Below are 16,427 nucleotides of genomic sequence, written 5' to 3'. Positions count from 1 at the left end.
GGGCGGGCTTTCAGATGGTGGTGGCGGGGGCGATGTGGGCCCAGATGAACTTGCCGATGCCGCAGGGGCGCGGGGTGAAGCCCCAGCGTTCGGCGAGTTCGTTGACGAGGAAGAGCCCGCGCCCGTGCTCGTCGGAGGGCGCGGCAGATCGGAGGGTGGGGTGGCCGCTGCCGGCGTCGTGGACCTCCAGCCGGAGGCGGGAGTCGATCAGAGCGAAGCGGATCTCGATGTGACGGTCGTCGGGGGCGTCGGAGTGCTGGACGGCGTTGGCGAAGAGTTCGCCGAGGAGCAGTTCGGCGGTGTCGCGGTAGCGGTCTCCCGAGGGCAGCCCGGAGAGGTATGCCCGGAGCAAGTACCTTGCCAGGGGCGTGGATTCGGTGCGGGAGTCGAGCCGGGCGGCGAACGCGCGGGGGCGGCGGGACGTGGGCATGGGGATACCTCGGAAGGGGCGTGCGAATGGGGGGGAGCGCCGTGGATTGGGCGCGCTTGAGGTGACCTCGCTCTGATGCCGGGAGCGATGCCATGAATGAAGTCGGCACCCTCCCTACGGGCGAATCAGAGGCTTTTGGGCGCCAGTGGGAGCGGGGGCTGTGGGAGGGTGACCGGGATATCCGGGCCGGTGGCCCGGGAGCCGGTCCGTCTCGGCTGCCACGCGCACCGACGCGTCCCCGAGGAACGGCGCCGGCAAGATCGGCAAGGGTCTCTCATGTTGGGGTCGGTGTTATGGGTGTCACGCTGGGCGTGGTGGTGCTGATGATGGGAAACCGGCCGGCGGAGCTGACGGCTTTGCTGGACTCGGTGCGGGCCCAGGACGGCGGCAGTGACGGCGTGCGGACCGTGGTGCTCGGGCAGGGCGTGGAGCTGCCCGAACTGCCGGACTGGGTGGACCCCGTGGAACTGCCGGAGAACCTCGGCATCCCCGGCGGCCGCAACGCCGGCGTCGAGCGGCTGCGCGAACTCGGCGGCACGGACGTGCTGGTGGTCCTGGACGACGACGGCCTGTTGCCCCGCGCCGACACCTTCCGGCTGGTCCGGGAAGCCTTCGAGCAGGACCCGCAGCTCGGGATCGTGTCCTTCCGCATCGCGGACGAGACCGGGTTCACCCAGCGCCGGCACGTTCCCCGCCTCGGCGCCAGTGATCCGATGCGGTCCGGGCCGGTCACCACGTTCCTGGGCGGCGGCCACGCCATCCGGATGAGCGTGATCGACCAGGTCGGGCTGTTCCCCGGCGCGTTCTTCTACGCCCACGAGGAGACCGACTTCGCCTGGCGCGCCCTGGACGCGGGCTGGCACATCGACTACCGCGCCGACATGGTGCTCCAGCACCCCCGCACTGACCCGGCCAGGCACGCCACCTACTACCGGCTGACGGCCCGCAACCGGGTCTGGCTGGCCAAGCGCCACCTGCCGGCCATCCTGGTGCCGGTCTACCTCACCTCCTGGGCGGCCTACACGGTGGTCCGCCGGCCGCCGCTGTCCGGTCTCAAGGCGTGGTGGTCCGGCTTCTTCGAGGGCGTGCGCACGCCCTGTCCGCCACGACGGCCGATGCGGTGGAGCACGGTGTGGCGGATGGCGAAGTTGGGTCGGCCGCCGGTGTTCTGACAGGTGGCCAGGCGCGGCAAGGGCCAGATGGAGGAGGGCGTCGTTGACGCGCTGTACCTCCGTGGTGGTTTTGAGCATGGGGGAGTGCCTCAGGGGAAGGGTGGGCCGGTCGGCGGGCGGTGTCAGACGGCGCTCGGGTCGCCGCCGAACGAGGACCGGAAAGTGGCGAATCCAGTGGCGGCGTCCGCGAGGGCTCGGCGGCGCGCACGGTCAGCCGAGGTTCGACGCGGCGGGTGCCCGTTGCCGTGGTCCGCGATGGCGCTGTCGGGGCAGGCAGCGGCGAGGAAGCTGCCACGGTCGCCGAGGGCGGTGGGGAGGCGGTCGTAGGACCCGATGCCCCGTACGGCCTGGCCGCTGGACAGCATGTCGTGGGTCCAGGTGACCACGCCATGGATGGCGCGGGCGGTGAGGGCATCGATGATGGCCTGCCAGCCGGGCCGCCGGTCGAGCGGGAGTGTGGGGTCGTTGTCCGCCAGGGTGAGGGCGACCGTCCAGTCGCGGGCCTCGGCGAAGGCGCGGATGAGACTGGTGAGGATGAGGGCGGCACCCTCGTCGCTGGTCGTGATGTACAGAGCGACGGGAACGCGGCGGATGGGCGGCCAGTCGGGATGAGTTGGCGTCATGGTGCCAAGGCTGCCGTCGAGTTCGACGATCGTGAACGTGCGGGGCGTGCCACTTTTGGAAGTAATACCGGGCCCGCGTGATACGCCTTGTATCAGTCCGATCTCAGTGAGTGAACAGGCTGATACCGAGGATGCCGCCGAGCTTCCGCACGCGGGTGGTGCCGGCGTGACCGGCGCGCTGCATGATCGCCCCCGGAAGGGCCTGGTGGCGGGCCCAGTCGGGGTGTGCGCTGCACACCTGGAGAAGAGTGTCCAGGGCGGCGTCGTACTGGCGGGTGTCGGCTTGGGCGAGTGCGATGTCAAGGCCGAGCCGATTGCGGGCGGCCTGCGGCAGCGGGGACAGGTCGCCGAGGTTGCGGGCGAGTGTCAGGGCCTTGCCGGGGTCCCCCATGACGGTGTGGATGCCGATGGCCTGAGCGGTGACCGTGGTCGGCCCGTAGCTGGTGCCGTTGATCATCACATCGCGGCCCATCCGCGCTGCGACCGCGTGTCCCTGGGAGAGCAGGTCTCGGGCCCGGTCGGCGTCACCGCGGCGGGAGGCGACCACGGCGGCGAAGGTGACGTGCCACCCGTACGTGGCCAGCGTCTCTAGATCCCGTTCCGCGTAACGGGGTTCGATCGATGCGAACGCTTCCTCGGCGGTGGTGGTGGCCTGGTCGAGGCGGGCATCACGCATGTAGAGCCAGGACCGGCCGCAGTCCACCATGGCGGCCCGCAGCGGGTCGGCGGCCTTGTGGACGTGGTGGCGGGCGTGGCCGATCGCCGCGTAGGCCAGGTCTCGGGCGCCGTGGAACTGGGCGGTGTAGGAGGCGAGTCGGTAGGCGTCGGCGAGGAGGCCATGAGCGGCGCACTGCTCGCTGTCCGGGGCAGAGCGCAGGAGGGCGGCGGCCTCGGTGATGGCGGGGGCCGCGAGACTGCCGGCGCGGGTGTAGTCCCCGGCCCGGTAATCCGCCCATGCCCGAGCCAGATCGGCGCGCAGTACTGCGGCGTCCGGAGGTTCGACGTCGGTTCCGACCCCTGCGGCGGTGTCGTGCACGGTGCGGGAGAGCCCTCGCAGCATGGCCCTGTCGCCGATCAGCGATGCCCTTCGGGGTGCCTGCTGTCCAAGAATCACCGACACGTCCGCATGCAGTGCGGCGGACAGTTTGAGCAGTGACGGCAGGCCGATGGTGCCCCCTTCCTTCTCGGCCTTGCGAACGGTCGGCACGGACACCCCGGCGGCCTCGGCGAGTTCTTCCTGCGTCATGCCTGCCCGCAACATCTTGATGCGCTGGCCGGTGGAGTAGTCGGACCACTGCGTCATGGGAGCCTCCGAAGGTGAGCGGCCTCAGAACGGACCGTACCCCCGCCACTCCGCTCCCGGTGCCGGAACGACCTGGCTGTCAGCCGTGTTGGCGGCAGCTCGGAGAGTGTCTGGGCTTCGAGGACGGCAGTGATGCCGAGCGCTTCGACGGCGACATGATCATGACGTTACCGCTGCTCGGTAGGATCGGCCATGACGCCCGGATGGCGCATCTAAGGTGGGCCCAGGACGACGGTGTGTCCGATCGCTGTGGTCGACGAGGCCACCTCGCTACTCGCGATAGTCCTTCAGGGCTCTTATCCTCCTGCACATGAGCAACGGTGCCGGGAAGACGCCGCTCCACTCGGTGTCCGTCGCCGGAGTGGTGGTGCGCGAGGACGGCTGCGTGCTGGCGATTCGTCGGGCTGACAACGGAACTTGGGAACCCCCGGGTGGCGTGCTGGAACTGGGCGAGACCATCGAGGACGGCGTGCGCCGCGAGATCTACGAGGAGACCGGGATCAAGGTCGGCGTGGAGCGGCTGACCGGCGTCTACAAGAACGTGAGCCGAGGTATTGTCGCCCTCGTCCTTCGATGCCGACCGGAGAACGAGGCGATGCGGCTCTCGGAGGAGTCGGTCGAGGTCGCTTGGCTCTCGCCGGCCGAGGTCTCCGAACGCATGGCCGAGGTCTATGCCGTACGTGTCCTGGACGGGCTTCGGGGCGACGCTGCGCCAAGTGTCCGGGCTCATGACGGTCGTCACCTGCTGTGACAGGCCAGGCGGCGGAGGTGGTGGGCCATGTCCAGGCGTGTCTAGGAGGGTGCCCCGGACGCTCCGCGGCGGACTCACTGGTTTTGGCCGCTTCCATGGTCGTCCCGACATCCGGAAGCGGTTGGCTGACTGGCGCTCCGGGGCGATTCTCGTGGTGCGCCAGCCACTGTTCGTTGTTCGGCCGCAGGTCCAACGCGCTGTGAAGGCTCAGAGCTCGGCAGGGAATCCCAGCAGAGCTGCGATCCGGGCGGGAGTGCCAGGCTGCCCGTCGGCGAGGACGGTGGTGATGCCGAGTGCTTCGGCCGGGGGCAGGTTCCTCGGGTGGTCGTCCACGAACAGGCAGGCCTCGCCGGGCAGTTCGAGTCGGTCCAGGGTGAGCTGGTAGATCGCCGGATCGGGCTTGGCCACGCCCTCCCGCTCGGAGACCACCGTCACGTCGAACAACTCCCACACGCCCAGGGCCTCGTACGGGTCGTACGGGTCGAGGCCGAAGGAGTTGGAGAGCAGCGCTACCTTGAGGCCGGCCCGCCGTGCCGAGCGGGCGAGCGCGATCATGTCGTCGGCGGGCCGGACGCCCGACCATGCCCGGCCCATCAGGTTCTCGTGCTCCGGCACGCCGAGGATGGGAGCCACCCGCCGGTTCCACTCCGCCTGGCTCAGCCGGCCGGCTTCGAGTTCGGTGTACAGGCGGCTGGCTTCCGGCTCGTACCCGAGCGTCTGCCGCCACGCCCCGGCGTCGAGGCCCTGGGCGAGGCACCACTCGCCGTGTGCGGGGCCGGCATTGGCGGTCAGTACGCCGACGAAGTCCAGGATCAGAGCTGCGAAGGGGAGTCCGGCCTCGCCGGGGCGGGTGACGGTCGGGGCGGTCAGTGTCATGCGGGGGTCGTCCTCTCCTGTCACTTCCGGGCGTTGAGGCGGCGGGTGGGTTCGGCGGTGGTGGGGTCTTCGGGCCAGGGGTGGCGGGGGTAGCGGCCCCTGAGGTCGGCGCGGACGGCGCGGTAGCCCTCGCGCCAGAAGGACTCCAGGTCGCCGGTGACGGCGGCGGGGCGGCCGGCGGGGGAGAGGAGGTGGATGGTGAGGGGGATTCGTCCGCCTGCCAGGGTGGGGGTCTTGGTCCAGCCGAAGAGTTCTTGCAACTTGGCGGCCAGCACTGGGCGTTCGGTCGTGTAGTCGACTCGTATCTTCGATCCGCTGGGCACCGTGATGCGCTCGGGGGCCAGGTCGTCCAGGCGGCCGGCTTCACCGGTGGCCCAGGGGAGGAGGCGTTGGAGGGCGGCCGTCGTGTCGATCCTCGCGAGGTCGGTGCGGCGGCGGGCGCGGGAGAGTTCGGGCTCCAGCCACTCGTCGGCGCGGTCGAGGAGGGCCTCGTCGCTGACGTCCGGCCAGGGGGCGCCGATGGCGCTGTGGAGGAAGGCGAGGCGCTCGCGCAGGTTGGACCGGAACGTCAGCAGGGTGCTCACTCCCTCGCGGGCGAGGCCTTCGAGGAGGGCAGACCGGACGAGCAAAGGGTCGGGACGGTCGAGCGGCTTCTCGGCCAGCTCGATGGCGCCCAGCGATTCCACCCGGCGGGAGACGACTTCGCCTCGCCGGGTGTCCCAGTGGACCTCGGCACGGTTGCTGAGCAGCGGCGCCCCGGCGGCCAGGGCGGTGGCCTCGTCGAGCGCCGCCGCGTGCAGGATGCGCGCCGAGTGCGACCCCGCCGGGCGGTCGGCTACGGCGACGGCGAGCCAGGGCAGGGCGCCGAGCACGGTGCCGGGGGCGAGTTCGGCGGCCGTGCCGGAGGCCATCAGGTACGGGCTGCGCTCGCCGGGGGCGGGCCGTTCGACGCGGGCGCGGGCGATCCGCTCCGGGAAGGCGAGGGCGACGACGAGTCCGGCGGCGGTCGCGTCGGGCAGGTCGGTGGCGGGTTCGTCGGAGGTGGCACGGAGCAGGCGGCGGACTTCGTCGCGCCAGCGGCCGGCGTACGGGTCCTTCGTGGACCGGACGGTCCGCCAGACCGCGCCGAGGTCGTCGCCCATTGCCCGCGGTGGCTCCTCGGAGAGCAGTGCGACGACCTCGGCCGCCCGCCGCGCTCCGACCGCCGCCGCCCCGTCGACGAGGGCGCGCCCCAGTCGGGGGTGCAGCCCGGTGCGGGCGAGGCGCACCCCGCGCGGCGTGGCCCGTCCGTCCGGATCGACGGCGCCGAGGGCGGTCAGGGTCTGTCGGGCGGCGGCCATCGCCCCGGCGGGCGGGGCGTCGGGCAGGGCGAGGCCGGTGGCGTCCGGGTCGCCCCAGCAGGCGGCCTGGAGGGCGAAGGGGGTGAGGTCGGCGAGCGCGATCTCGGGGGTGGGGAAGCGGGCGGCGAGGGCGTCCTCGGCTTCGTTCCAGCAGCGGTAGACGGTGCCGGGGGCTTCGCGCCCGGCGCGGCCGGCGCGTTGGCGGGCGGCGGCGAGCGAGGCGCGGACGGTGACGAGTCCGGCCAGGCCGCGGGCGTGGTCGGTGCGGGGCTCGCGGGCCAGTCCGGCGTCGACGACGACCCGGACGCCGGGCACGGTGAGCGAGGATTCGGCGACGGCGGTGGTGAGCACGACCCGCCGCGAAGGGGACGGGGTGAGGGCGGCGTCCTGGACGGCCTGCGGGGCGCGGCCGTGCAGCTGGAGGACATCAACGGAAGGCAGGCCGCCCAGCTGCCCGGCGACCCGGGAGATCTCGCCGACGCCGGGCAGGAAGCAGAGCACGTCCCCGTCCCGCTCGCTCAGCGCTCGCCGCACCACCGCCGCGACGTGGTCGAGCAGCGCCGGGTCGACCCGGGTGCCGTGGGCGGGCCGGACGGCGCGCGGTGGCGGTGCCCAGACCACCTCGACCGGGTGGGAGGTCCCGCGGGCCTCCACCACCGGGGCGCCGCCGAGGAGTTCGGCCCAGGCCTCGGTGTCGGAGGTGGCGGAGGCGCAGACCAGGCGCAGTTCGGGCCGCAGCGCCGCCCGGACGTCCAGCAGGAAGGCGAGTGCGGTGTCGGCGTCGAGGTGCCGTTCGTGGCACTCGTCCAGCACCACCACGTCCACACCGGGCAACTCCTGGTCCCGCTGCAGCCGTTGCAGCAGGACGCCGGTGGTGACGACCTCGACGACCGTGTCCGGCCCGGTGCGGCGCTCGCCGCGCACCGTGTACCCGACCTCGCGGCCCACGGACGAGCCGAGCAGCCAGGCCATCCGCCGGGCGGCGGCCCGTACGGCGAGCCGGCGCGGTTCGGCGACCAGCACCCGGCGTACGGGCCGGCCGTCGGCGAGCAGTCCGGCCAGGGCGAGCGGCACCAGGGTGGTCTTGCCGGTGCCGGGCGGCGCGGCGAGGACGGCGGTGCCGGGGCCGTCCAGCGCGTCGTGCAGGGCGGGCAGGGCGGTGCGGACGGGCAGTTCGCGCCAGGCCGGGTTCAGCAAGACATCAGCCCCGTTCGGCGACGAAGATCGCGGTCCCGGGGATCAGCCGCCCGCGCAGCGGGGACCAGCCGCCCCACTCCTGCTCCAGGCCGGCCGGCCACTCGGGCTCGACCAGGTCGACCAGCCGGAAGCCGGCGGCGACGAGTTCGCGGACCCGGTCGCCGACGGTGCGGTGGTGCTCGACGTAGGTGGCGCGGCCCTGTTCGTCCTGCTCGACGTAGGGGGTGCGGTCGAAGTAGGAGGAGGTCGCGGTGAGGCCCTCGACGCCGGGCTCGTCCGGGAAGGCCCAGCGGATCGGGTGGGTCACCGAGAACACCCAGCGCCCGCCGGGCCGCAGGACCCGGTGGACCTCGCGCATCAGGGCGGCGGTGTCGGCGCTGAACGGGACGGCGCCGTAGGCGGAGCAGGCGAGGTCGAAGGAGGCGTCGGCGAAGGGGAGGACGGCGGCGTCGGCCTGGACGACGGCGACGGGCGTGGTGCCGCGGCCGAGGTCGATCCGGCGGGAGTGCTGGAGCTGGCGGTAGGAGATGTCGAGGGCGACCGGCCGGGCGTCCCGGGCGGCCAGCCAGCGGGAGCACTGGGCGGCGCCGGCGCCGATCTCCAGCACGTCGCGGCCGGCGACGTCGCCGAGCAGGCGGGCGTCGGCCTCGTCCAGGCCCTCGGGGCACCAGGTGAAGCGGTCGTCGCCGAGGAACTCGCCGTGCTCGTCCTGGTACTCGTCGGCGTTGCGGTCCCACCAGTGCCGGCTGGCCCGGCTGCTCTCCCCGGTGCCGGCCGCGCGGCGCACCGCGTCGTCGCCCTCTTCCTCGACCCGCGCGGCGGAGGTGTCAAGATCGTGCAGGTCTGCTTGGGGGGTGGTGGCCACGGTGACAATGCCCATCGCGTAGGGTATGGAGTGCGGAAGCGCCGCTGCCGCGAACCGGCCCGTCAGGGTCCGGATCCTGGCGGTGGCATCCGGGGACGTGGCCCCTTCGGGCGCCGCCGCGAGGCGCGCATTCGGAGGATATGGCCTGATCCGTACCGGGCTCCACCGTCTTGCCGTCCTTCGGCATTGACCGTGCCTGGCCGTCCCCGTATGCTACAAGTTGCGCTGCGGGCCTGCGCGCCTCGGACGGAGCAGGTCGCGCTCGCATCTGTCGAAGACCCCACGGTCGCAAGACGGACGCCGGTTCTCGTTGTTACGGGACCACCGGTGTGCCGTGTTCTTGGCTGTCCGGCTTTCGGTGGGAGCGATACGGGCCCTCCGCGTGGCATTACCTACGACTTTCATGTCCGTACCGGAGCCCTTTTCCTAATGACGAGCCCCACCGACTCCTCCCTCAGCACCACCCCGCAGGTCGCGGTCAACGACATCGGCGACGCGGAGGCCTTCCTCGCCGCCATCGACGAGACCATCAAGTACTTCAACGATGGCGACATCGTCGAGGGCGTCATCGTGAAGGTCGACCGTGACGAGGTCCTCCTCGACATCGGTTACAAGACCGAGGGCGTCATCCCGTCCCGCGAGCTCTCGATCAAGCACGACGTTGACCCGCACGAGGTCGTCGCCGTCGGTGACAACATCGAGGCCCTGGTTCTCCAGAAGGAGGACAAGGAGGGTCGTCTCATCCTGTCCAAGAAGCGCGCTCAGTACGAGCGTGCCTGGGGCACGATCGAGAAGATCAAGGAAGAGGACGGCATCGTCACCGGTACCGTCATCGAGGTCGTCAAGGGTGGTCTCATCCTCGACATCGGCCTCCGTGGCTTCCTTCCGGCCTCGCTCGTCGAGATGCGCCGCGTCCGCGACCTCCAGCCCTACGTGGGCAAGGAGCTCGAGGCCAAGATCATCGAGCTGGACAAGAACCGCAACAACGTGGTCCTGTCCCGCCGTGCCTGGCTGGAGCAGACCCAGAGCGAGGTCCGCCAGACCTTCCTCACCACCCTGCAGAAGGGCCAGGTGCGCTCCGGCGTCGTCTCCTCGATCGTCAACTTCGGTGCCTTCGTGGACCTGGGTGGCGTCGACGGCCTGGTGCACGTCTCCGAGCTGTCCTGGAAGCACATCGACCACCCGTCCGAGGTTGTCGAGGTCGGCCAGGAGGTCACCGTCGAGGTTCTCGACGTTGACATGGACCGCGAGCGCGTCTCCCTGTCGCTGAAGGCGACCCAGGAGGACCCGTGGCAGCAGTTCGCCCGTACCCACCAGATCGGCCAGGTCGTTCCGGGTAAGGTCACCAAGCTGGTTCCGTTCGGTGCGTTCGTCCGCGTGGACGAGGGCATCGAGGGTCTGGTCCACATCTCCGAGCTGGCCGAGCGCCACGTCGAGATCCCGGAGCAGGTCGTCCAGGTCGGCGACGAGATCTTCGTCAAGGTCATCGACATCGACCTCGAGCGTCGCCGCATCAGCCTGTCGCTCAAGCAGGCCAACGAGGCCCTGGGTGCCAACCCGGCCGAGGTCGAGTTCGACCCGACCCTGTACGGCATGGCCGCCTCGTACGACGACCAGGGCAACTACATCTACCCGGAGGGCTTCGACCCCGAGGCGAACGACTGGCTGCCCGGCTTCGAGAAGCAGCGCGAGGAGTGGGAGCGCCAGTACGCCGAGGCGCAGTCGCGCTTCGAGCAGCACCAGGCGCAGGTCATCAAGAGCCGCGAGGCCGACGCCCAGGCCGCCGAGGAGGGTGGCGACGCCGTCGCCGCTGCCGCCGGTGGTTCCTACTCGTCCAGCAGCGACGAGGGCTCGGGCGCCCTGGCCTCCGACGAGGCCCTGGCCGCTCTGCGCGAGAAGCTGGCCGGCGGCCAGAGCTGAGGCTCTCGCTTCCCGCTAGCCGATAGCTAGACGGTGGGCCCCACCCGGATTTCCGGGTGGGGCCCGTTTGTTTTTCCCCATGCGCTTTCCGTCATTTGCTTTTCGCCATGACTTATCACGCCCTGACTTATGTGTGGTTTATGTGAAGGAAAGTGTGAGATGGGGCTCATTGCCCATCTATAGGCCGTAGTTCGGGTTGCCCCTAGATTGAGGGGAGCCGCCCGAAAGGCTCCTCATGCGCACTCCCTCTCCCGCCGCCCCCACCGCCGTGGTCGGCGGCAGGCTCGCGGCCGTCGGCCGGTTCTGCTTCCGCCACCGCCGCTGGGTGCTCGGCCTGTGGGCCGTCGTCCTGGTGGTCGGCGTCCTGATCGGCGGCCGGGTCTTCGAGGGCTCGGTGGCCGGGGCCTCCTCCGCCAGCGCCGAGGCAGACCGGGGCGGTGCGGTGGTCGCCGCGGCCGACCCGGCCAAGGGCACCGTCACCGCCGTGGTGGACGGCCGGCCGGTGGACGATCCGCAGGTGAGGGCCGCCGTCGAGCGGGCCACCGCCGAGATCGCCGCCCTGCCCGGGGTCTCCTCCGCCCTCGACGCGTACGGCACCGGACCGGCGCCGGCCGCGCTGCGCTCCGCCGACGGGACGGCGAGCCTGGTCACCGTACGGATGGCCGACACCGCGAGCACCGCCCAGACCGACGCCGTCACCCAGCGGCTCGCCGCGCTGAACGGGGCGGGCGGCGCCCACGTCACGGTCGGCGGGGACCTGGTGCTCCAGCAGGAGGTCAAGAAGCAGACCGAGAAGGACACCCGGTTCGGCGAGCTGGTGACGCTGCCGCTCACGCTGATCGTCATGGTGCTGGTCTTCGGCGGGCTGGCGGCGGCCGCGCTGCCGGCGATCGGGGCGGTCGCCTCGGTGGGCGGCGCGCTGCTGGCGATGTTCGGGTTCAGCCGGATCATGGACATCGACACCAGCGTGCTGCCGATCGCCACGGTGCTGGGGCTCGGGCTCTCGATCGACTACGCGCTGCTCATGGTGAATCGTTTCCGCGAGGAACGCGGCCACGGCGCGGACATCGCCGCCGCCGTCGAACGGACCGCGGCGACCGCCGGGCGCACCGTGGCCTTCTCCGGGCTGACCGTCGCCGTCGCCCTCTCCGGCCTGTTCGTCTTCACCAGCCCGGTGCTCGGCGCGGTGGCCGCGGCCGGGGTGAGCGTGGTGGTGATCGCCGTCGCCGCCGCGCTGACCCTGATCCCCGCCCTGCTCGGCTTCGCCGGCGCGCGGATCAAGGCGCCCGCGGCGCCCGTGGCCGACGAGGGGTTCTTCAGCCGGACCGTGCGCCGGGTGCGCAAGCGGGCGGTCCTGGTCACGCTCGCCTCGGTGGCGCTGCTGCTGGCGGCCGGGGCGCCGTTCCTCCACGCCGAGATGCGCAGCTCCGGCGCCGCCGTCCTGCCCGCCTCCTCGGCCGGGCGGCAGGTCGCGGAGACGATCGACCAGCGCTTCCCGCAGGCCTCGGCCGCGCCGATCACCGTGGTGGTCGAGGGCGGGGCGCCGGTGGCGCAGGCGTACGCGGACGAGGTGGTCGCCAAGCTGCCCGGGGTGAGCGGGGTGCGGGCCGTGTCGCCGGTGGGCGACGCGGTCTCCACGATCGACGTCCTGGTGCCCGGGGACCCGCAGGGCGGGCAGGCCAGGCAGGTGGTCGAGGAGCTGCGGGCCGACCGCGGCGGGCTGACCACCTACGTCACCGGCGGCGCGGCCTCGGTGGTGGACTTCCAGGACGAGCTGCTCTCGCGCGGACCGTGGGCGCTGGGCCTGGTCGCGGCCGGGACGCTGGTGCTGCTCTTCCTGATGACCGGCTCGGTGGTGATGCCGGTCAAGGCGCTGCTGATGAACCTGCTCTCGCTGGGCGCCTCGCTCGGCGCGCTCACCCTGGTGTTCCAGGACGGCTGGTTCAGCGGGCTGCTCGGGTTCAGCCCGACCGGCGGGCTGGAGACCTTCATACCGGTGCTGGTCTTCGCCTTCGCCTTCGGGCTGTCGATGGACTACGAGGTGTTCCTGCTCGCCCGGATCAGGGAGCTGACCCTGCGCGGGCACGGCTGCGTCCGGGCGGTGGAGCTGGGCGTGCAGCGCAGCGGTCGGATCATCACCTCGGCGGCGCTGCTGATGGTGATCGTCTTCGCCGGGTTCGCGCTCGGGGACATGCTGATGGTCAAGCAGATGGGCATCGCGCTGGCCGTCGCCGTCGCGGTGGACGCCACCCTGGTGCGGTGCCTGCTGGTGCCCGCCGCGATGAGCCTGTTCGGCGAGTTCAACTGGTGGGCGCCCGCCCCGCTACGGCGGCTGCACCGGCGGTTCGGGCTGAGCGAGCACGTCGACCTGCCGGAGATCGGGGCGGCGGATGTCCCGGTGCCGCGGCCGGTGGGCCCTGCGGCGGAGAGCGGGCCGGTGCCGGAGATCGGGTCGGCGGTGGTCCCGGCGCCGAGGCCGGCCGACGGGGAGGCGGCGGCCCGCGACGGCCTGGTGGGCTCAGCCCAGCCGGCGTAGCAGGTCGACCGCCGCGCGGAGCCGTTCCCGTTCGGCGGGGTCGAGGCGGGACTCGATGGCGGTGGCGATCCGGTGTTCGCGGCGGGCGCGCTGGTCGAGCAGGGCGGTGCGGCCGGCTCCGGTGGCGGTGACGAGCAGCTTGCGGCCGTCGGTGGGGTGGGGCTGCTGGACGACCAGTCCGGCCTCGGTCATCAGCGCGACGGTGCGGGCCATCGACTGGTGGCGGACCCGCTGGAGGGCGGCGAGTTCGGCGACCGTGCAGGAGCGTTCGTCGCGGACCAGCAGGCCGAGGACGGCGGCCTGGTTCTGCGGCAGTTCGTCGCTGTCGCGCAGGGAGCGGACCAGGCTGCCGAGGGCGGCGCGCAGGTCGGCGGCGAGTTCCAGGGTGTCCGGGTGCGGGGCTTCGCTGGTCATGGGGGAAGTCTATCGGCACAATGTCCAGCACTGCTGTACAGCCTTGCTGTAGGGTTTCGAGCATGCGAATCACCAAGTTCGGACATGCCTGCGTACGTGTCGAGCACGGCGGCAGCACGGTCGTCGTCGACCCCGGGAGCTTCACCGACCCCGCCGCCCTGGCCGGGGCGGACGCCGTCCTGATCACCCACGAGCACATGGACCACTTCGAGGAGTCCCGGCTGCGCGTCGCGCTGGAAGCCGACCCGGCGCTGCGGGTGTGGACCAACCGGGCCGTCGCCGACCAGCTGGACGGCGTGGCGCAGCGGGTCGGCGTGGTCGGCGAGGGCGACGCCTTCGAGGTCGGCGGGCTCGGCGTCTCGGTGCACGGCGAGTGGCACGCGGAGATCCACCGGGACCTCCCGCCGGTGCGGAACATCGGCTTCCTCTTCGACGGCCGGCTGTTCCACCCCGGCGACGCGTTCACCGTGCCGCCGCACGCCGTGGAGACCCTGCTGCTGCCGATCGCGGCCCCCTGGAGCAAGGCCTCCGAGGTGGTCGACTACGTCCGGGAAGCCTCGCCGCGCCGTGCGGTGCCGGTGCACGAGGCGGTGCTCAGCCCGATCGGGCTCGCCGTGCAGACCCGGCTGGTCGGGCCGGACGGGCCGGGGACGGGTGCGGAGCTGTTGGTGCTGGGGGAGGGCGAGAGCCTGGAGCTGGGCTGACCGGGCCTGTGCTCGACCGGATCCGGGCTTCGCCGGGCCTGTTCGGATCGGAGCCGGGCCTGTTCGGGTCGGAGCCGGGCCGACCGGGCCTGGGCCGACCGGGCCTCTGCTGACGGGTTCGAGGGGGCACCGGTAGCCTGACGCCATGCTGAAGATCGGACTGACGGGCGGCATCGGCGCGGGCAAGAGCGAGGTGTCCCGGCTGTTCGCCGCGCACGGCGCGGTGATCGTGGACTCCGACGTGATCGCCCGCGAGGTGGTCGCCCCCGGAACGGACGGTCTGGCGGCCGTGGTCGCCGAGTTCGGATCGGGGGTGCTGCGGGAGGACGGCTCGCTGGACCGTCCGGCGCTCGGCGCGGTCGTGTTCGCCGACCCGGAGCGGCTGAAGGCGCTGAACGCGATCGTCCACCCGCTGGTGCGGACCCGATCCGCCGAGCTGGAGGCGGCGGCCGCGCCGGACGCGGTCGTGGTGCACGACGTGCCGCTGCTGGCCGAGAACGGCCTGGCGCCGCTGTTCGACCTGGTCGTGGTGGTGGACGCGGCCGACGACGTGCGGCTGGACCGGCTGGTGCGGCTGCGCGGGATGGCCGAGGAGGAGGCCCGGGCCCGGATGGCCGCGCAGGCCTCCCGGGACGGGCGGCTGGAGATCGCGGACCTGGTGATCGACAACGGCGGCGGCCTGGCGGAGCTGGAGGCGCGGGTGGCCGAGGTCTGGGCGGAGCTGGTGCGGCGCGCGGCGGCCTGACGCCGGGTCGGCCCCCGGCGACCGATCGGGGCGCCCGGCGGCCGTCGGCTGGCGGACCGAGCAGTCGTCGGACCGAGTGGCCGGGAAGGGACTGGTGGAAGGCTCCGGCGGGAGGGGAGCATGGCGGAATGGATGATCGTTTCTCGCCCGCGCCGCCGCTCGTCGGACAGCCTCCCGCCGGACAGCCTCCCGCCGAACAGCCGCTCGTCGGAGCGCCCGTGGTCGAACGGCTCGCGCAGTACGGCCGTGCCGAGCAGGCTGAGATCCTCGGCCCCGGGGACGACCCGTACGGCGTCGCGTACACGGGGCTGACCTTCCGCCCCAAGGAGATCCACTTCGGCGTCCGGGCCGCCGACGGCCGGCTCGTCGCCCACACCGGACTGGTGCCGCTGCCGCTCACCGTGGGCGGCACCGACCTCGCCGTGATGGGCGTCGGCGGGGTCTGCGTCGCGCCCGACCGGCGCCACGGCGGCCTCGCGCAGGCCGTGGTCGGGGCCGCCCTCGACCACGCGCGCACGCTCGGCCACCGGTACGCGCTGCTGTTCTGCCGCCCGCCGCTGGCCGCGTTCTACCGGGGGCTCGGCTTCCGGGAGGTGGCCGAGGGCGTGACGGTGGAACAGCCGGAGGGGCGGCTGGCGGAGATGCCGCTGCGCACCATGTGGGCGCCGCTGGCCGTCGGGGCCGGGTGGCCGGAGGGGCCGGTGCGGCTGCGGTCGCTGCCGATGTGAGACGCGCTCGCGCATGAGGCGCGCTCAGGTGCGGGGCTTGATCAGGCCGTTGTGACCGTTGTGACCGTCGCGGCCGGGGTGCCCGCGTCCGCGTGCGCCACGGCGGCGCCGGCCAGGGCACGGATCATGGGGTGCGCCCGGGTGCCGTCGCCGGACAGCTCGGGCTGGAAGAGCGAGGCCAGGAAGAACGGGTGGCCGGGCAGTTCCAGGACGCGCACCTCGCCCGACTCGTCCGCGCCGCTGAACCGCAGGCCGTGCGCGGCCAGCCGCTCCAGGTAGGCGCCGTTGAGTCCGTACGCGCAGTGGTAGCGCTCCAGGGTGCGGGTGGCGCCGAGGACCCGCTCGGCGAGGCTCCCCGGGGTGACGGTGACGGCCCCCTCGTGGCCGACCAGCGAACAGGCCAGCGGGACGATCACCTGCTGCTCCGCGTCCGGGTGGTCCTCGCCGTTCACGGCCCCGGCCAGGCCGCAGACGTTCCGGGCGTACTCCAGCACCGCGTGCTGGAACCCGGCGCAGGTGCCGAGGAAGGGGATGCCGCGCTCGCGGGCGGTCCGGACGGCGGCCAGCGCGCCGGCCTCGCTGCGGTACGGGCTGCCGGGCAGCAGCCAGACCGCGTCGAAGCCGTCCAGGGCGCCGGGCGCGGCGGCGTCCCCGGTCGGGATCCAGTAGGCGTCCAGGACGAGGTGGTCGTGCTCGGCGAGGGCGTCCAGCAGGCCGGGGATCCGGGCGTGCGAGCGGACGGCGGGGGAGCGGTCGCCGACGAGGGCGATCCGCGGGGTCTGATGCGTCATGCGGCTATCCTGACCCCGCACCCGAGATCAGC

The 16,427-nt window shown here is 72.7% G+C and carries 15 protein-coding genes; 7 read left to right on the top strand and 8 right to left on the bottom strand.

What is annotated here, in order from left to right:
- Nucleotides 1-10: 10 nt before the first annotated feature.
- The gene (locus ACWDD9_RS07870; RefSeq protein ID WP_449811115.1) at nt 11-430 is read right to left on the bottom strand and encodes an ATP-binding protein; all 420 of its coding nucleotides are present in this window, start codon (nt 428-430) and stop codon (nt 11-13) included.
- 293 nt (nt 431-723) lie between these two features.
- On the opposite strand from ACWDD9_RS07870, the gene ACWDD9_RS07865 reads away from it, so the two are divergent.
- Nucleotides 724-1,602 (top strand): glycosyltransferase family 2 protein, encoded by an 879-nt coding sequence (locus ACWDD9_RS07865; protein ID WP_449811114.1) that lies wholly within the window; start codon nt 724-726, stop codon nt 1,600-1,602.
- Between the two features lie 122 nt (nt 1,603-1,724).
- On the opposite strand, the gene ACWDD9_RS07860 is transcribed toward ACWDD9_RS07865, so the two are convergent.
- Nucleotides 1,725-2,225 (bottom strand): hypothetical protein, encoded by a 501-nt coding sequence (locus ACWDD9_RS07860; RefSeq protein WP_449811113.1) that lies wholly within the window; start codon nt 2,223-2,225, stop codon nt 1,725-1,727.
- A 103-nt stretch (nt 2,226-2,328) separates the two neighbouring features.
- Entirely contained in the window at nt 2,329-3,528 is a 1,200-nt protein-coding gene (locus ACWDD9_RS07855; RefSeq protein WP_449811112.1) for a helix-turn-helix domain-containing protein, read from the bottom strand.
- A 298-nt stretch (nt 3,529-3,826) separates the two neighbouring features.
- Here ACWDD9_RS07855 and ACWDD9_RS07850 point away from each other — a divergent pair, with 298 nt between their 5' ends.
- On the top strand, nt 3,827-4,279 hold the full coding sequence (locus ACWDD9_RS07850; RefSeq protein ID WP_449811174.1) for an NUDIX hydrolase: 453 nt from the start codon (nt 3,827-3,829) through the stop codon (nt 4,277-4,279).
- A 207-nt stretch (nt 4,280-4,486) separates the two neighbouring features.
- Here the strand turns inward: ACWDD9_RS07850 and ACWDD9_RS07845 are convergent, their stop codons facing one another.
- From ACWDD9_RS07845 to ACWDD9_RS07835, 3 genes are read right to left on the bottom strand one after another with little or no spacing between them, the layout of a single operon-like run.
- Complete coding sequence (locus ACWDD9_RS07845; RefSeq protein ID WP_449811111.1) at nt 4,487-5,155, bottom strand: HAD family hydrolase; 669 nt, start codon at nt 5,153-5,155, stop codon at nt 4,487-4,489.
- A gap of 20 nt (nt 5,156-5,175) precedes the next feature.
- Nucleotides 5,176-7,692 (bottom strand): ATP-dependent helicase HrpB, encoded by a 2,517-nt coding sequence (gene hrpB / locus ACWDD9_RS07840; RefSeq protein WP_449811110.1) that lies wholly within the window; start codon nt 7,690-7,692, stop codon nt 5,176-5,178.
- Between the two features lie 4 nt (nt 7,693-7,696).
- The gene (locus ACWDD9_RS07835) at nt 7,697-8,572 is read right to left on the bottom strand and encodes a class I SAM-dependent methyltransferase (RefSeq protein ID WP_079271777.1); all 876 of its coding nucleotides are present in this window, start codon (nt 8,570-8,572) and stop codon (nt 7,697-7,699) included.
- 414 nt (nt 8,573-8,986) lie between these two features.
- Between ACWDD9_RS07835 and rpsA the strand changes: the two genes are divergently transcribed.
- Nucleotides 8,987-10,477 (top strand): 30S ribosomal protein S1, encoded by a 1,491-nt coding sequence (rpsA, locus tag ACWDD9_RS07830; RefSeq protein WP_049653883.1) that lies wholly within the window; start codon nt 8,987-8,989, stop codon nt 10,475-10,477.
- 235 nt (nt 10,478-10,712) lie between these two features.
- Nucleotides 10,713-13,013 (top strand): MMPL family transporter, encoded by a 2,301-nt coding sequence (locus tag ACWDD9_RS07825; RefSeq protein WP_449811109.1) that lies wholly within the window; start codon nt 10,713-10,715, stop codon nt 13,011-13,013.
- Here the strand turns inward: ACWDD9_RS07825 and ACWDD9_RS07820 are convergent.
- A complete protein-coding gene (locus ACWDD9_RS07820; protein WP_117487382.1) occupies nt 12,996-13,427 on the bottom strand; it encodes a MarR family winged helix-turn-helix transcriptional regulator in 432 nt (143 codons plus the stop codon). The genes ACWDD9_RS07825 and ACWDD9_RS07820 overlap by 18 nt on opposite strands.
- Nucleotides 13,428-13,489: 62 nt before the next feature.
- Here ACWDD9_RS07820 and ACWDD9_RS07815 point away from each other — a divergent pair, with 62 nt between their 5' ends.
- The 3 genes from ACWDD9_RS07815 (at nt 13,490) to ACWDD9_RS07805 (ending at nt 15,604) form a co-directional block, all read left to right on the top strand.
- Nucleotides 13,490-14,131 (top strand): MBL fold metallo-hydrolase, encoded by a 642-nt coding sequence (locus ACWDD9_RS07815; protein WP_449811108.1) that lies wholly within the window; start codon nt 13,490-13,492, stop codon nt 14,129-14,131.
- Nucleotides 14,132-14,276: 145 nt separating this feature from the next.
- Nucleotides 14,277-14,876: a dephospho-CoA kinase gene (coaE, locus tag ACWDD9_RS07810; RefSeq protein WP_449811107.1), complete on the top strand. Its 600-nt coding sequence runs from the start codon at nt 14,277-14,279 to the stop codon at nt 14,874-14,876.
- Nucleotides 14,877-15,004: 128 nt separating this feature from the next.
- The gene (locus tag ACWDD9_RS07805) at nt 15,005-15,604 is read left to right on the top strand and encodes a GNAT family N-acetyltransferase (protein WP_449811106.1); all 600 of its coding nucleotides are present in this window, start codon (nt 15,005-15,007) and stop codon (nt 15,602-15,604) included.
- 41 nt (nt 15,605-15,645) lie between these two features.
- Here the strand turns inward: ACWDD9_RS07805 and ACWDD9_RS07800 are convergent, their stop codons facing one another.
- A complete protein-coding gene (locus tag ACWDD9_RS07800; RefSeq protein ID WP_449811105.1) occupies nt 15,646-16,395 on the bottom strand; it encodes a CTP synthase C-terminal region-related (seleno)protein in 750 nt (249 codons plus the stop codon).
- Between the last annotated feature and the right edge of the window lie 32 nt (nt 16,396-16,427).

This window comes from Kitasatospora sp. NPDC001119 (genome assembly GCF_053598475.1).
This window is presented reverse-complemented; position numbering and strand designations above follow the sequence as displayed.

Coding starts and splice junctions, on each gene's coding strand:
- ACWDD9_RS07870 (WP_449811115.1), bottom strand. CDS start 430: ATGCCCACGTCCCGCCGCCCCCGCGCGTTCGCCGCCCGGCTCGACTCC.
- rpsA (WP_049653883.1), top strand. CDS start 8,987: ATGACGAGCCCCACCGACTCCTCCCTCAGCACCACCCCGCAGGTCGCG.
- ACWDD9_RS07815 (WP_449811108.1), top strand. CDS start 13,490: ATGCGAATCACCAAGTTCGGACATGCCTGCGTACGTGTCGAGCACGGC.
- ACWDD9_RS07805 (WP_449811106.1), top strand. CDS start 15,005: ATGGATGATCGTTTCTCGCCCGCGCCGCCGCTCGTCGGACAGCCTCCC.
- coaE (WP_449811107.1), top strand. CDS start 14,277: ATGCTGAAGATCGGACTGACGGGCGGCATCGGCGCGGGCAAGAGCGAG.
- ACWDD9_RS07820 (WP_117487382.1), bottom strand. CDS start 13,427: ATGACCAGCGAAGCCCCGCACCCGGACACCCTGGAACTCGCCGCCGAC.
- ACWDD9_RS07865 (WP_449811114.1), top strand. CDS start 724: ATGGGTGTCACGCTGGGCGTGGTGGTGCTGATGATGGGAAACCGGCCG.
- ACWDD9_RS07855 (WP_449811112.1), bottom strand. CDS start 3,528: ATGACGCAGTGGTCCGACTACTCCACCGGCCAGCGCATCAAGATGTTG.
- ACWDD9_RS07860 (WP_449811113.1), bottom strand. CDS start 2,225: ATGACGCCAACTCATCCCGACTGGCCGCCCATCCGCCGCGTTCCCGTC.
- ACWDD9_RS07825 (WP_449811109.1), top strand. CDS start 10,713: ATGCGCACTCCCTCTCCCGCCGCCCCCACCGCCGTGGTCGGCGGCAGG.
- ACWDD9_RS07835 (WP_079271777.1), bottom strand. CDS start 8,572: ATGGGCATTGTCACCGTGGCCACCACCCCCCAAGCAGACCTGCACGAT.
- ACWDD9_RS07845 (WP_449811111.1), bottom strand. CDS start 5,155: ATGACACTGACCGCCCCGACCGTCACCCGCCCCGGCGAGGCCGGACTC.
- ACWDD9_RS07800 (WP_449811105.1), bottom strand. CDS start 16,395: ATGACGCATCAGACCCCGCGGATCGCCCTCGTCGGCGACCGCTCCCCC.